Raw genomic sequence first — 14,249 nt, 5'->3', positions numbered from 1 at the left:
TATATGAATACTCTCAATCTATATTTTACGTAACTTTACAGAAAATTGAAATTCAATCTTCTTTCTTCTCAGGAATAAAATATCCGAACCAAAGTAGCCAAATGAAACCGATTAACTTCATCCAATTTCCATCCGCTTGAAAAGCTTCAATCATACCTGGTATTTTATAAACCCCAATAAATCCAAGAAAACCGAGCCACCAGTTTTTTTGCATTTTCATCTTTACTCCTCCTTCATTACGTTTTTCACATTTCGAATCCAAATTTCTTTATACTTTAACTGGAATCCCATGAGCATATAGTTGCTCATATTATCAATCACGAGTGCTAGCGTATGAGCATTTTCTTCCGTTTCATGTTGTGACACTACGTCAAGTTCTACGCCTTTCTTCAATAAATCGTGGAAACCATTTAAGAAATCTTCTTGTATTTCAAATAAGCGTTTCTGATACTTTTCATTTCGCGATGCAGTTACGAGAAATTCATTGATAACGCGTAATATCCCTTCTTGCCCTTCATATTCAGAGAGCATATGTAAACCATCAGCAATTAACTTTTCTGCAAAGTTTTCTTTCGTATATTGCTCTTTATCGAAATAACTCACGAAATGATATCCAGAGAAAATTTCTTCAAATAAAAAATCGATTAACGCTTCTTTAGAAGAAAAATGATAATAAATAGCCGGTTTTGAAATACCTACCTCTTTCGCAATCATGGAAAGACTCATCTTCTCAATGCCGTGTTCTGCCATAAGTTTAAATGAAGCCTCTACAATGTTTTGCGATGTTTGTAAATTCTTCGTCATACTGTACCTCACTTATTTTTACTTACCGGTCGGTAAGTAAATTATAAAACAAAACGAAATGATTTTCAATTTAGTTAGCACTACAGAAGGTGTTTATCAGAAAATACAGAAAGTTATAAAGTAAAAGCAACATATAACAATAAGGAGGATATCATATGGGGCTTGGTGGTAATGGCGGTAGTGGTGGTAATGGCGGCGGTGAAGCAGGACAAACTGGTAAGAGCGGATTTTCATTAATCATTGTACTTTTTATCGTATTGATTATAGTTGGAGTTAGCTATATCGGACTTGGCTTCTAAGAAAAGGCGTCCTACGTTACACATGTAGGACGCCTTCTTTTTAATCCCTATTCAGCAATCGCATACGATAACAATTCATCGTCACTTCTCCGAGTCTTTGCAGTAGTTGATAGTTCGCATATGCGCCTACCGGGGCACCGATTATTGGTACGAGCTGCAGCATTTTGGCTAAATCGATATAGTCTCGGTACTCTGTTTGGAACTTTTCCCAGTCCATATGATTTTCTTCTTCTGTATCCCACGTTTCGATTGCTTTCCATATTTCTTTTCGGTGATCGTCACTTGAAAAGGCAAGCTGAAAAACATGAAGGATAAAAAGGCGCTCTTCTTTGTTGCTCGTATCAAATCCGTACAATGTCGCTGCATCGAATAAAAATTTAATTTTAATGCCGAGTAAAAGCGGAAAGTCAGCAAGACCGAGGAGAATACCGCCAGCCCCCGTCCCTGCCCCTTCTGCCGCTGCTATTTTTTTATACTCATCCATTTTTTTACGAACTTCATCGTCACGTCTTTGCAGTGACCATGTCGTCTCTTTTAGCTTCGGCTTTATAAAGTTTGACCCGGCGCTGATTGTTTGCACCATCATACGAATCGTCTCTGTTAATACCTTTTGTACTTTCGCCGGAATGAGCTGTTGCACCTTCGTCTGCACTTTCTTTGAGAACCGTGTCATCATAGAAGAATCTTTCATAAATGTAGCTTTCCACTGCTCCAGTTCTTTTATAACCTTTTCTTCATATGTAATCATAGGTTCATTCCCTTCAATTTAAACGCTCAATGCGCTTCGCCCCGTATTGGTAAACGAAACCGATACTAAATAATATGCTTACGATAAGTAAAATTCCTGTCATCATGAAATCTTTCGTTGCTAGTGCAAATATAACTGTAAAGATTACGCTCCCGATGATTAGAATCGCGTTTAATAAAGTAAGAAAATCTTTCTTCTTCTCTTCTCCCCCTACCGGATACAAATCAAGCCAAATCTTCATGCGGTGATGTTTCCATAAAGTTAAGAGCTGATAACCGATTAAGTATAGGAAAATAAGGCTTACGATAAATCGTCCATATAAAAACGGAATGAAGTACAAAATAACTCCTCCAAGAGCGAGCAAACGCACATATAATCCAAAATAGTTACCTGATCTTAAAAACGTTCTCGTATATAAGTATAAATATGTACGCTTTTCACCAATCATCGAAAGAATGAAATCGAGCCATTTTCTGCGTGCTACTCTTTCTTTTAATGCTGGTACATCAACGAACATGTTCGCGATGCGGTACAGCAGCATCATCTTCTTACCTTCTTCAGAAATTAAATACTCCCAGTTTAGCGGCTTTCCCTTCACCATTTGATGCAGTACTACGAGGTATAACACCATGAGAAGGACGATTCCACCAATAAACATAACGGAAGTACGCTCTAAAAGGAAATAAACAAATAAGCCGTTTAAAATAAAACGAATGAACCAATCAGCTCTTTGTATATTTTGATCTGTTAAAAATGACTTTTCCCATGCTACGAATAAGTTCCACGCTTTTACGATGACAAACGCGAGTACAATCCATATGTAAGCCGCTCCTGTTTGTTTCATTTGCTGGAAGTATAACGGAGCAAGCGCTGCCGCTACAATTGCGATTATGTACAACTGAATCATAAACGTAAAAAGAAACGCCTTTGTAAAGTATGGTTTTAATTTTTGTTCAACTGGCAGCAAGTAAACGAGATCCGCTTCTTTTAATAACGTTTGAATGGATCCAGCCGTTAACACGAGTCCAATTAATACTGCCATTACGAGCGCCGCCGGAAACGAAGGTGTTAACGTTTGTAACCATTGCTGGTAATAATACGCTCCCGCACCAATGATGAACACGAAAATAAATTTCAAATGATCATTAAATACGTATTTACTATATGTACGAACTTCTTTTAGAAAGTGACGAAATCGTTCTTTCCATAACGCTGTGCTATTCATAATCTTCTTCCTTTGTTAGCGCGATGTAAATATCATCTAACGTTGCACCTGGCATATTAAACTGTGATTGCAGTTCAGATAGCGTTCCCTTCGCTCTTACTTCACCTTGATGCAAAATAATGAACGAATCACAATAACGCTCTGCCGTCGCTAAAATATGTGTGCTCATTAAAATACCGGCACCACTCTTTTTCATTTGGTCCATCATTTGAAGAAGGGATTGAATCGCTAACGGATCTAATCCAACGAAAGGTTCATCTACTATGTAAAGAGATGGCTCCACTAAAAATGCGCTCATAATCATTACTTTTTGTTTCATTCCTTTTGAGAAATGAGATGGAAACCATTTTAAACGATTTTTCATACGAAACTCTTGTAGTAGTTGTCCTACACGTTCTTCATATTGTTTTTCATCAATGCCATACGCCATAGCTGTTAATTTCAAATGCTCTTCTAACGTTAATTCATCATATAATACTGGCGTTTCCGGAATGAATGAAAAGCTAGAACGGTACGCTGTCATATCATCACGAATTGTTTTCCCATTAATTGTGACAGTTCCTTTTTTCGGTTCCATTAAACCGATAATATGTTTAATCGTCGTACTTTTACCAGCTCCATTTAAACCGATTAAGCCGACAAGTTCGCCTTTATTAACAGAGAACGAAACGTCTTTTAATACAGGTCGTTTCGTATATCCTCCTGTAACATTTTCTACACGCAATAACTCGCTCATACGACACCACTTTCTTCATTAGTATTCATTCTATATTCATCTTACCAAAAATTATGCTGTACTACATAGTATCCATGTACTCAAAAAAATTTTTTAAATTTATTAGCATATATTTTTCCGAAAGCGGACATCATAATTATTGAAGAAGGAACACATTGAAAAAGCAACCACCAATTGATGAGTACAACAACATAGTGAAGTCATCATGAAATGGGGTGTCCAAGTTGGACAATGAAATTTACACATAACCAGATCATTTGTTTCATTTTCGAAACGGGGTGTCTCTGAAAGAGCATATACTGTTTTAAAAAATAAACAATTTCATTTTAAAAAAGATTGCAATTCATTTCACTTGAAAATGGGGTGTCTACGGCAGAAACTTTAGCCGATTTACCGTGCATTTCTTAAATAAATGAGGTGTCTGCGAAACGTAAATTACGATAATGCTTTTTCAATCCCTCTTCAGAAAACAGGAAGCTGAGTCAGCTTCCTGTTTTTCGTGTTTGTTCTCTTATATAATTATGGTAAAATACGGCTAAGGATATTTGAAAGGATGAGATCAATGAATCATACAGCAGACAATTGTATTTTTTGTAAAATCATTGACGGGCAAATCCCTTGCTCAAAAGTATACGAAGATGAACATGTGCTTGCATTTTTAGATATTAGTCAAGTAACAAAAGGACATACTCTTGTTATTCCAAAAGTTCACAAACAAGACATTTTTGCGTTAACGCCAGAAATCGCATCACACATTTTTTCTGTCGTTCCAAAAATCGCAAATGCGATTAAAGCAGAGTTTAATCCAATTGGCTTTAACCTACTTAACAATAACGGTGAAAAAGCTGGACAAACTGTGTTCCACTTCCACCTTCATTTAATTCCACGCTACGGTGAAAAAGATGGTTTCGGTGCTGTTTGGAAATCACACCAAAATGAATACACTATGGAAAATTTACAAAACATCGCAAGTACAATTGCAAATAGTGTGAAATAATGACACTATAAGAAGGCGTAATACATAACAAGCCAGTTCCCTGAAGTCATCAAATTCCGCATGGCTTGTTTCTTTACTTAAAATGCTCAGGGATGATTGTTTGTGCATAGCACATATAAGAAAGATATGCATATTTTTCCCATCATGAATACGAACAAAAAATAAGGAGGTCTCCTTTTATGTCAAAAGCTAAATCCTTTATTACAGGTGTTATTTGCGGCGGAGCAGTTGCTGGACTAGCTGTTCTTTTCTCAACTCCTTCTTCTGGTAAAGACATGCGCGGCAAGTTAAAAGAAAAAGGAAATGATATTAAAAAGACTTTAGCTGATATTACAGCTGATACGAAATTATTAAAGCGTCAAATTATTGAAACTGCTTCAGAAGGTAAAGAAGTGTTTCAAGAATTAAAAGATGACATGCAAGACACGCTTTCTAACTGGAAGCAAGATATTTCTCAAAACAAGCGCCATATTGAGAAAGAAATTTTGGACATCCAAAAGTCAATTGAGAAACTACAAGAAGCTGTTCCAGAAAAAGCGTAAACAAATTCCTGCTTAGTTTTTTGCATATAACAAATATTTTTTATATAAATTGACCTTGACACGGCATATCATATAGATATGCCGTGTTTTTATGCATTTACAATATATGTTATCACTTAACATGTAAGGACAACGTATGTATTCACGACTCATAAAACGCTTCCATAGTTATGCATGATTTGTATAGAATGTCATTTTTCCGAAAAATTTTCACAATTCTCACAAAAAGACTTTATTAATTTTTATTTTACTGGCATAATAGATAGTAATGAAAAAAGAATGTTAAAGTGGGTGAGTAAATGAAAAGTGGAGAAAAAGATTACTCGGTAAAAGAAGCGATGATTTTCAGCCAACGCATTGCTCAATTATCGAAAGCGTTATGGAAATGTGTAGAGAAAGATTGGCAGCAGTGGATTAAACCTTACGATTTAAATATTAATGAACATCATATTTTAACAATCGCTTATCATTTAAAAGGGGCTTCTATTTCTGAGATTGCTAAGTTTGGAGTTATGCACGTATCAACAGCGTTTAACTTCTCGAAAAAGCTGGAAGAACGCGGCTATCTTGTATTCTCGAAAAAGGAAGATGATAAACGAAATACGTACATTGAAATTACAGACAAAGGGGAAGAATTACTACTTCGCTTAATGGAAGAGTATGATCCTGAAAATAATTCAGTGTTTAATGGGGCTCTTGCACTTCGTAATTTTTATGGGAAGTTCCCAGAAAATATCGAACTGATTGCAATCCTGCGTAACATTTACGGACAAGACTTTATCGATATTTTTGAGAAATCATTAGAAGATATTGAAGAGAACTTTACAGAATCCGATCAAAAGTTAGTTAAGAAATAATCTATTTATTTTTTCGCAATCATGCTTAAGAATTCATTCATAAGCGGCTTAAATAAACCTTGTTTTGCTAGCGCTTCCGCAGTTTCGTGTACTTCGAGCTGATGTGGAAGCGCTTTTTCAAATTGATCTAACAGCGCATCGAACAAAAGAAGCCCTTCTGCTTTCTCCACTACATATTGATCGTTCAGTTTTTCACAAAGATTTAGTATACGTTCAATATCTTTTTTACGAGCTTTTTTCTTTATGATCAAAGAATAAAATGGACACTTCTCTTCATCAATCATTTTAAATAATAAGTCTACATAGTATTCAGCTTGTTCTAATCTTCTAACAACGTCCATTTTCTCCCTCACTTTCTAACACAAAGTCTTCTATTTCTGAATTTTGTAACACGAACAAAATATCGTGTGATACAATATATGTATATGTATTTTAGCCAAAAGGAGGTCTCGCCTCATGACACTTATAACAGTTGTTTTTGTCGCATTCGCACTTCTTGTTATATTTTACACGAATTTCATGACACATACACTGTGTGAACGAAAACAAATAGCTGCGAGCCGCCAGCCCGGTGTCTTTCGGGTTATTAATGTATGTATAACAATTTTATTAATTTCTAGTTATATAGAAATTATATTTCATGGAAAGTGAGGAAGGAAAGCCCCTTCCTCACTTTTTTCCTCTATAAGCAAATTATACCTACAATAACCAATAAAATAAACAGTACAAGTAATAAAATAAGTTGAGAATTCATCCCCATCCCCTCCTCTATTCTGTATATGCGGCATACGCCCAATATGGCACACTTTCAAAATCTGACACGTACTGGTTAATTTTTCTTTATCAATATGAAAATGCGTCGAAATATGATATATTAAATTTTGTACATATTGCTTATACTATAGAACAAAACATTCATCAAAACTTTATCCTCAGCCACGGTAAGCCCTGTTAAGCGCGCTTTACCAATATAAAAAAGCAAAAGTATCAGTGAGACTTAATCGGGCTCTTATGAATGAAAATTCATCGGTGTAGGATAAATTAAAAATACATAATAGTAGGAGTGTTTATCGAATGAAGAAAGCTATGCTTGCCTTAGCCGCAACAAGTGTAATCGCATTATCAGCATGTGGAACATCATCATCAGACAAAATTGTTACATCTAAAGCTGGTGACATTACAAAAGAAGAATTCTACGAACAAATGAAAAATTCACAAACTGGTAAACAAACACTAAATAACATGGTTATGGAAAAAGTACTTATTAAAAACTACAAAGTTGAAGACAAAGATGTAGACAAAAAGTTCGATGAAATGAAAAAACAATACGGTGATCAATTCGATACACTAATGAAACAACAAGGTATTAAAGAAGAAACTATTAAAAATAGTGTGCGCGCTCAATTAGCTCAAGAAAAAGCGGTTGAACAATCGATTACTGATAAAGATTTAAAAGCAAAATTCGAGGATTATAAAAAAGAAATTAAAGCAAGTCATATCCTTGTAAAAGATGAAGAAACTGCTAAAAAGGTGAAAGATGAACTTGCTCAAGGTAAATCTTTCGAAGAATTAGCAAAACAATACTCTGAAGATACAGGCTCAAAAGAAAAAGGTGGCGACTTAGGATTCTTCGGACCAGGAAAAATGGTAAAAGAATTTGAAGAAGCAGCTCAAAAGTTGAAAAAAGGTGAAGTAAGCGAACCTGTAAAAACACAATTTGGTTACCATATTATTAAAGTAACTGATAATCACGCAGATGCAACTTTCGATAAAGCAAAAGCTGATATTAAAAAAGCACTAGTTCAAGAAAAAACACAAGATGCTCAATTTATGAACGATCTTATGATGAAAGAAATCAAAAAAGCTGACGTAAAAGTTGACGATAAAGATTTAAAAGATCTTTTCAAAGAGCAAAAAGCTGACGATAAAAAAGACGAAAAGAAATAATGAAGTAAAAAGCTTGGGCTTAGGCCCGAGCTTTTTTTATCTCCTCTTCTCTCAGTAGTTAATCTAGATTCGGTAAATGAAATTATATCGGCGATTTTTCAAATATATCGACCGCAACTCCAATTATATCGGCGATTTTCAAAATATATCAGCGCAACTCCAATTATATCAGCGATTTTCGAAATATATCGACTTACCGACAAAAAACGACAACAAGCGTGACTCCCTCTTCAAACACAAAAAAACCTTGATCCACGCCACGTAGAACCAAGGTTTATCTTATTATCATTGATTAAATGAAAAAACTATGTTAAATTAGAACAGAAACACGTTTTACAAAACAAAAGGAACGTATTTATCCGTATCTTAATTGTACACCAAAACACATCTTCAGTCAACCTCTATTTTTCACTTTTAAAGGAGTGCTTACCGTATGAACAAAAAACTTGATCTAGAGCAAAAAAGATTGGATACCGTAATTGAAACAATTACGGAGCAAATTGATAAACTGGAAAACGAAACTGGCAGACGCCGAGCAGAAGTAATCAATATTCGTAAACACTTTTGGGATGATGTGAAAGTGAATACTGATACTTTCGATGATTATCTTGAAACAGTTATCAACTTAAGACAACAAGCTCAGTCACTAGCTGTCACACAAATTACCCATAAGCACACCTTTAATCGACTTGCCGCATTAAGACGCATGCATAAAGCACCTTATTTCGGACGAATTGATTTCAAAGAAGAAGGAGAATCTGCCGCGGATCAAATTTATATCGGCGTCGCTACACTTACTGATGCAAGCGGAGAAAACTTCCTTATATATGACTGGCGCGCACCTATTTCGAGTGTGTACTACGATTATCCACCAGGACCGGCTGAATACAGTACACCAGGCGGCGTAATCCACGGTAATGTGGAGAAAAAATTACAATACATTATTCAAAATGGCGAGATTGATTCTATGTTCGATACGAGCCTTACAATTGGTGATGAAATCTTGCAGCAAGCGCTCGGAAAAGGGACGAATAAACATATGCAGAGCATCGTTGCTACAATTCAGCGCGAGCAAAATGAAATTATTCGTCACGATGAAGGCCGACTCCTTATCGTGCAAGGAGCTGCTGGTAGTGGTAAAACGTCAGCTGCCCTGCAACGAATCGCCTACTTACTATATAAATATCGCGAATGGTTAAAAGCAGATCAAATTATTCTCTTCTCCCCTAACTCTATGTTCAACAGCTATGTTTCTAACGTACTACCTGAACTCGGCGAAGAAAATATGCAGCAAGTGACTTTCCAAGAATATTTAAACCATAGACTAAGTAAGTCATTTGACGTTGAAGATCCTTATGAACAATTAGAATATATGTTAACTGAAACGAATAATCCTACCTATAAAACGAGAAATGCGAGCATTCGATTTAAGGCATCTACTCAATTTTTCGAGATGATTAGAGCGTACAGACAATCTCTTGAATCTTCAGGCATGCTATTTAGAGGAATGAAATTTAGAGGGAAACTGATTGTTTCTGCGAAAGAAATTACAGAACAATTTTACAATACCGACTCCTCCCTCCGCTTCCATAGTCGAATTGAGAAGTTAACGGATTGGCTAAACAAGCAAATAGATGCACTTGAAAAAGCAGAACTGAAAAAGCCTTGGGTAGAAGAAGAAATTGAATTACTTAGTAAAGATGAATACCAAAAAGCTTATAAATATTTACAGAAAAAAGGCGAGTTTGACGACAACTCCTTTAATGATTTTGAAAAAGAAACGAGAGTACTTGGACGTATGATTGTCCGTAAAAAATTGAAGCCACTGCGTAAAGGCGTTCAAACATTACGCTTTATCAATTTCACAGGCATATATAAACAACTTTTCACAGATGCATCATGGGTTACTGAGAAAAAACCGAAAGAGTGGGATGACATTTGCTCCTTAACAGTAAACATGCTTGATGAAGGAAAACTATATTACGAGGATGCGACTCCATTCTTACTTTTAAAAGAATTAATTGAAGGCTTCCAAACGAACAGATCGATTAAACACGTACTCGTAGACGAAGCGCAAGATTATTCGCCGTTTCAGTTCGAGTTTTTAAAACGTCTCTTCCCTGCTGCAAGAATGACTGTACTCGGAGACTTTAACCAAGCGATATTTGCTCATGCGAGTGAAACGGTTAATTTCGATACACTTACAAATTTATACGGTCCAGACGAAACAAACGGCATTAACTTAACTCGTAGCTACCGCTCAACAAAACCGATTATTGAATTTACACGTGCTCTCGTACCGGAAGGCAAGAACATTCACGCCTTTGAACGTGACGGCGAGAAACCTACAGTGACGAAAGTATCGAATGTCAACGAACTGCACGAACGTATTACTGCCAAAGTTGCTGAACTACAAAAAGAGCAGCACAATACGATCGCAATTATATGTAAATCTGCAGCTGAAAGCGCAGCTGCATACGAAGCACTTAATCATATCGATAATATTAAACTCGTGAAGAGTAACTCAGCCGAGTATGAGCAAGGGATTGTCGTAATCCCTGCTTACTTAGCGAAAGGTATTGAATTTGATGCTGTTATTATTTACAATGCTTCTAAAGATGTGTACAGCGATGAGAGCGTTCGTAGATTGTTCTACACTGCTTGCACACGCGCAATGCATGAATTGCAACTTTATAGCGTTGGCGAGGTTAGTCCTTTTATACTTGGAGCTGATTCGGAGAGTTTTGAGCTTATAATGAAAACACCTTGATAATCATCAAGGTGTTTTTCTCATTCTAAAAGGAATATCTTTACGTCGATATACACTCAGCACAATCCCCATTATAAATGCATGAAACAGAGTTGGTATCAAGCCGTAACTAATAAAGGGTAATGATATAGAAACACGTGGTAATATCCCAAGAATCATGCCAACGTTATAAACGAAATGGAATACAAAAAGAGTTACTCCACCAACGAGGAGTAATTTACCATAACCATCATTTATTTTATAAGCTATATTCATTATTCTTACTGCAAAAAGAGACAAAATCAAGACAAGAACTAGCGCAAGCACATATCCATAATAGTAAGTCAAACTTGCAAATACAAAATCAGTATGAGTAGCAGGGATAGACTTTATATTTCCATATGTACCAAACCAACCTGCCGATGCCATTGCCTCTTTTAAACGTAAATACCATTGATCATGCTCTGGGTTTAAAAACCCTAAAATTCTAGCTATCCGGTATTCTTTTACAGCAGACCAGGAAAATAGATCTCTAATAATAAGAAGAAAAATTGGTAACATTGTAATGAGCCATGCTGTTTTCTTTCCTATCTTACTCCACCAAAGCATAACGAATACCATCGTCATATAGATGAAAATTGGCACCATAATCGATGTCGTTAAAAATAGATATAAAGAAAATAAATACAACATGAAAAGATGTATAAACTTTAATCTACTGTTATTAAAAAAAGAAGCCCAGGCTAGAAAAAAGAATGGTATCGTCATTAAACAGTCAATTTTGATGGGACCAATTTTCATTAACGCTTCCCCATTTATAGAAATAGTCGGAAAACATTTTATAGCTAACAAGATAAGTATTCCAATTGTATAAAACAGCCATCCAAACCTCTCTAGCTTCCGGTAATCAAGCAACATCATCCCAATGGCTGTTGCAATCCCAAGAATTACAAAAATTACTTTGTTCATTAGTAAATCATCCGTATGCCCAAAAGCGATTATTGGTAAAAAACCTAATCCCATAGCAGCTACTAATAAAATAAGTAAAAACCAATCCACCTTTGGCTTATGAAGTTTATTAAGTTCTTGCCCTAGTTTAATCGGACTTCCCATTTGTTCCACCGCTTTATTTTCAGCGACTTCCTCGCTCAAACCTTTTTCTATCCATGTGTTCTTCGCCTGTTTTAGGTGAAAATCTAGTTCCGTTGCTACAAAATCTTTCGCTTCTTTTGATTTAATATAATTCGTAACTTCGCTTACAAAACGCTCCCCTTTTTTATTCAATTTCTCCTCACTCCTGTACTAAGCCTTTTAATATAAATTGTACCTTCGTAGCATTTTTTTCTGCCTTTCGCAGCATCTTTCTCCCTTTATCGTTTAATTGATAATATTTCGCTCCTGCATGATCCCAGCTAGATTGGATCAAACGGTTCTGTTCCAGACGATGTAATACGGTATATAAAAACCCTTCATTTCCTTCGAATTTCCGAATCCCTCTCCCTCGTAGTAGCTGTGACAATTCGTACCCTGTTTTTTCATTACTGAGGAGTTGTAAAATCGCTAAAGAGATGTCCTCTTCCTTCTCGTTTGAAGCATTGATTTTTTCGCGCACCTGCTTTCGATGTTGATCAGAAAAACTCAAATGTTTAAACGTTGTATTCTCCATTGATTTTCGCAGACCTTTTAATTGATCTTCCATTTGATTATTCCTCCAATCCTTTCTTCAAAAGCTCCTTCGCTTTTTTCAGTCTCGTTTTTATCGTATTTTCCTTTACGTCTATTACTATAGCAATCTCTTTAATTGATAACTCTTCATAATAAAATAGATAAATGACTTCTCGATATTTTATCGGTAAATTCATTACTGCAGAAGCCAGTTCACGGTCCTCCGCATTTTGAATGACAGTTTGTTCGACACTACCATTTTGAACCCCCATATAAGCAGCTTCATCCTCTGTCACGATCACCTTGTTGTTATACCAACTTTTTATATAGTCCTTACATTGATTAATCGCAATTCTCCATAACCACGTTTTCACATTCGACTTCCCTTTATATGTATGCAGAAATTTATAGCATTTCACAAATATATCTTGCGTTACATCCTCAGCAATCTCTTTATTGTTTACATATGAATACACAAGCTGCAGGACTTCTTGTCCATACTTGTTCATAATTTCATCGATAAGGAGTTCCTTATCTTCTATTTCAAACGCTTCTACCGTTAATTCATCCACATCATTTCCTCCTTCCCATATATTAGACGACGCACTGTATGAAAAAGTTTTATAAATACATAAAAAAATACGGATGGTAATGTCCATACCGTTTTTTTATGAATATTTATTTACTTCTTTTCCCCTGACACTAATGCTCTGCTTAAAAACAGGAATTTTCATCCATATATCTTGTTCCCTATTTTAAAACATAATACAATTAAAATGTAACTTAATAAGCTATAACTAGTAGGTGTGGCAATCATCTCTTCCATTTTGAAAAAGGGGGGAGGTGATAATATAATCGCGATGTTTATAATTAAATTAGTGTATGGTATCCTAACCGGAGCTGGCGTTGTCATCGGTAGAAGATACGTCGGTCCGTGGCTAATTTCTGTATACAAAAAAGCGAGAACCACCCTGCTTCGTGGAAAAGGTAAGGGCGGTTCTCGGCTAAAACGTTAATGTAATTGTCTTATAACCGCACCTACTACCACCACAATAGCAAGTTAGGTTACACAAGGCAGAAGTTTCTCAGGCTTCTGTCTTTTTTATTTTATGCAAAATTCACACTACATACTCTATCATCATTGTAACACATTTTATTTATTTTTAGTCAAGAGAAAAACCACCTAAAGGGCTCCCCTTCAGGTGGTTCTCTATTTTACGCTAACGCAGCTAGACTTTTTCAAGTTCAGCTGTGCCGCTCTCATCATTTATAGCACCAATAAAGACGGATTATGTACCCGCTTCATAACAGTATGAGTAAACAAGGAACAACACCTATTACGAATATAAAAAATCCTCTCACTATATAGCACCTATGTTTTCAGCAATACTCTATTACCATCAAACTAAATTTGTATAATTTAAACTACAGAATAGCAAGCTAATTTTCAAATATCTTCTTGCGCATTATCCTAAATTTATTATCTATTTGTATCATGCTTATAAATAAAAGATATCCTACCGACGCACCGAGCATATTTATAGCAATCCGCCACACATCAAAAACATCAGACAAAGTTAGTAAATGTAATATCTCCCAAACAAGAAAGGTCATAACATACCACTTACGAGCTTTCTTATAGTTAGAAGAATATTCCATAAAAAAAGAACCACCTCAAGG

General features: G+C 35.7%; 17 protein-coding genes and 1 pseudogene. 8 read left to right on the top strand and 10 right to left on the bottom strand.

The features are described 5' to 3' along the window. Positions 1-52 precede the first annotated feature (52 nt). Together ACXKY9_RS04415 and ACXKY9_RS04410 are read right to left on the bottom strand one after the other, a co-directional pair. Positions 53-220: a hypothetical protein gene (locus ACXKY9_RS04415; protein WP_000783813.1), complete on the bottom strand. Its 168-nt coding sequence runs from the start codon at positions 218-220 to the stop codon at positions 53-55. A gap of 2 nt (positions 221-222) precedes the next feature. Continuing rightward, complete coding sequence (locus ACXKY9_RS04410; protein WP_000164832.1) at positions 223-804, bottom strand: TetR/AcrR family transcriptional regulator; 582 nt, start codon at positions 802-804, stop codon at positions 223-225. Positions 805-959: 155 nt separating this feature from the next. Between ACXKY9_RS04410 and ACXKY9_RS04405 the strand changes: the two genes are divergently transcribed. Next, positions 960-1,103 carry a YjcZ family sporulation protein gene (locus tag ACXKY9_RS04405; protein ID WP_000522761.1) on the top strand — a complete coding sequence of 48 codons (144 nt, stop codon included), beginning with the start codon at positions 960-962 and terminating at the stop codon, positions 1,101-1,103. A gap of 40 nt (positions 1,104-1,143) precedes the next feature. On the opposite strand, the gene ecsC is transcribed toward ACXKY9_RS04405, so the two are convergent. The 3 genes from ecsC to ecsA are packed head-to-tail and all read right to left on the bottom strand — an operon-like array spanning position 1,144 to position 3,812. Next, complete coding sequence (gene ecsC / locus ACXKY9_RS04400; protein ID WP_000634139.1) at positions 1,144-1,851, bottom strand: ecs operon protein EcsC; 708 nt, start codon at positions 1,849-1,851, stop codon at positions 1,144-1,146. 13 nt (positions 1,852-1,864) lie between these two features. Further along, positions 1,865-3,076 carry an ABC transporter permease EcsB gene (gene ecsB / locus ACXKY9_RS04395; protein WP_001089103.1) on the bottom strand — a complete coding sequence of 404 codons (1,212 nt, stop codon included), beginning with the start codon at positions 3,074-3,076 and terminating at the stop codon, positions 1,865-1,867. Next, complete coding sequence (gene ecsA / locus ACXKY9_RS04390; protein WP_001292595.1) at positions 3,069-3,812, bottom strand: ABC transporter ATP-binding protein EcsA; 744 nt, start codon at positions 3,810-3,812, stop codon at positions 3,069-3,071. Before ecsA ends, ecsB begins: the two co-directional genes overlap by 8 nt. A gap of 562 nt (positions 3,813-4,374) precedes the next feature. Here ecsA and ACXKY9_RS04385 point away from each other — a divergent pair. The 3 genes from ACXKY9_RS04385 (at position 4,375) to ACXKY9_RS04375 (ending at position 6,208) form a co-directional block, all read left to right on the top strand. Further along, positions 4,375-4,809, top strand: a complete 435-nt coding sequence (locus ACXKY9_RS04385; RefSeq protein ID WP_001016834.1) for an HIT family protein — start codon at positions 4,375-4,377, stop codon at positions 4,807-4,809. Positions 4,810-4,988: 179 nt separating this feature from the next. Continuing rightward, positions 4,989-5,351: a YtxH domain-containing protein gene (locus ACXKY9_RS04380; RefSeq protein WP_000030299.1), complete on the top strand. Its 363-nt coding sequence runs from the start codon at positions 4,989-4,991 to the stop codon at positions 5,349-5,351. Between the two features lie 299 nt (positions 5,352-5,650). Then, on the top strand, positions 5,651-6,208 hold the full coding sequence (locus tag ACXKY9_RS04375; protein ID WP_000834924.1) for an HTH-type transcriptional regulator Hpr: 558 nt from the start codon (positions 5,651-5,653) through the stop codon (positions 6,206-6,208). Positions 6,209-6,213: 5 nt separating this feature from the next. Here the strand turns inward: ACXKY9_RS04375 and ACXKY9_RS04370 are convergent, their stop codons facing one another. Next, positions 6,214-6,549, bottom strand: coding sequence for a YhaI family protein (locus ACXKY9_RS04370; protein WP_000383653.1), 336 nt, complete (start codon positions 6,547-6,549; stop codon positions 6,214-6,216). Positions 6,550-6,664: 115 nt separating this feature from the next. Here ACXKY9_RS04370 and ACXKY9_RS04365 point away from each other — a divergent pair, with 115 nt between their 5' ends. The 3 genes from ACXKY9_RS04365 to helD all read left to right on the top strand — a co-directional run bounded on the left by ACXKY9_RS04365 (position 6,665) and on the right by helD (position 10,925). After that, positions 6,665-6,859, top strand: a complete 195-nt coding sequence (locus ACXKY9_RS04365) for a hypothetical protein (RefSeq protein ID WP_000172690.1) — start codon at positions 6,665-6,667, stop codon at positions 6,857-6,859. A gap of 423 nt (positions 6,860-7,282) precedes the next feature. Next, positions 7,283-8,155: a peptidylprolyl isomerase PrsA gene (prsA, locus tag ACXKY9_RS04360; protein WP_000710068.1), complete on the top strand. Its 873-nt coding sequence runs from the start codon at positions 7,283-7,285 to the stop codon at positions 8,153-8,155. 433 nt (positions 8,156-8,588) lie between these two features. Beyond that, positions 8,589-10,925, top strand: coding sequence for an RNA polymerase recycling motor HelD (gene helD / locus ACXKY9_RS04355; protein ID WP_001035432.1), 2,337 nt, complete (start codon positions 8,589-8,591; stop codon positions 10,923-10,925). Positions 10,926-10,931: 6 nt separating this feature from the next. Here helD and ACXKY9_RS04350 read toward each other — a convergent pair whose 3' ends face one another. Genes ACXKY9_RS04350 through ACXKY9_RS04340 form a run of 3 tightly spaced genes read right to left on the bottom strand, consistent with a single transcriptional unit; the run spans position 10,932 to position 13,141 of the window. Next, the gene (locus tag ACXKY9_RS04350; protein WP_001034651.1) at positions 10,932-12,188 is read right to left on the bottom strand and encodes an FtsW/RodA/SpoVE family cell cycle protein; all 1,257 of its coding nucleotides are present in this window, start codon (positions 12,186-12,188) and stop codon (positions 10,932-10,934) included. Between the two features lie 7 nt (positions 12,189-12,195). Next, positions 12,196-12,603, bottom strand: a complete 408-nt coding sequence (locus ACXKY9_RS04345) for a PadR family transcriptional regulator (RefSeq protein WP_000390089.1) — start codon at positions 12,601-12,603, stop codon at positions 12,196-12,198. A gap of 4 nt (positions 12,604-12,607) precedes the next feature. Continuing rightward, positions 12,608-13,141 carry a sigma-70 family RNA polymerase sigma factor gene (locus tag ACXKY9_RS04340; RefSeq protein WP_000344021.1) on the bottom strand — a complete coding sequence of 178 codons (534 nt, stop codon included), beginning with the start codon at positions 13,139-13,141 and terminating at the stop codon, positions 12,608-12,610. 288 nt (positions 13,142-13,429) lie between these two features. Here ACXKY9_RS04340 and ACXKY9_RS04335 point away from each other — a divergent pair, with 288 nt between their 5' ends. Beyond that, complete coding sequence (locus tag ACXKY9_RS04335; protein WP_000469930.1) at positions 13,430-13,585, top strand: hypothetical protein; 156 nt, start codon at positions 13,430-13,432, stop codon at positions 13,583-13,585. A 424-nt stretch (positions 13,586-14,009) separates the two neighbouring features. Here ACXKY9_RS04335 and ACXKY9_RS04330 read toward each other — a convergent pair. Next, positions 14,010-14,216: pseudogene (locus ACXKY9_RS04330) on the bottom strand (hypothetical protein); the annotation flags it as partial. Between the last annotated feature and the right edge of the window lie 33 nt (positions 14,217-14,249).

The organism is Bacillus sp. 2175 (assembly GCF_057812155.1).
This window is presented reverse-complemented; position numbering and strand designations above follow the sequence as displayed.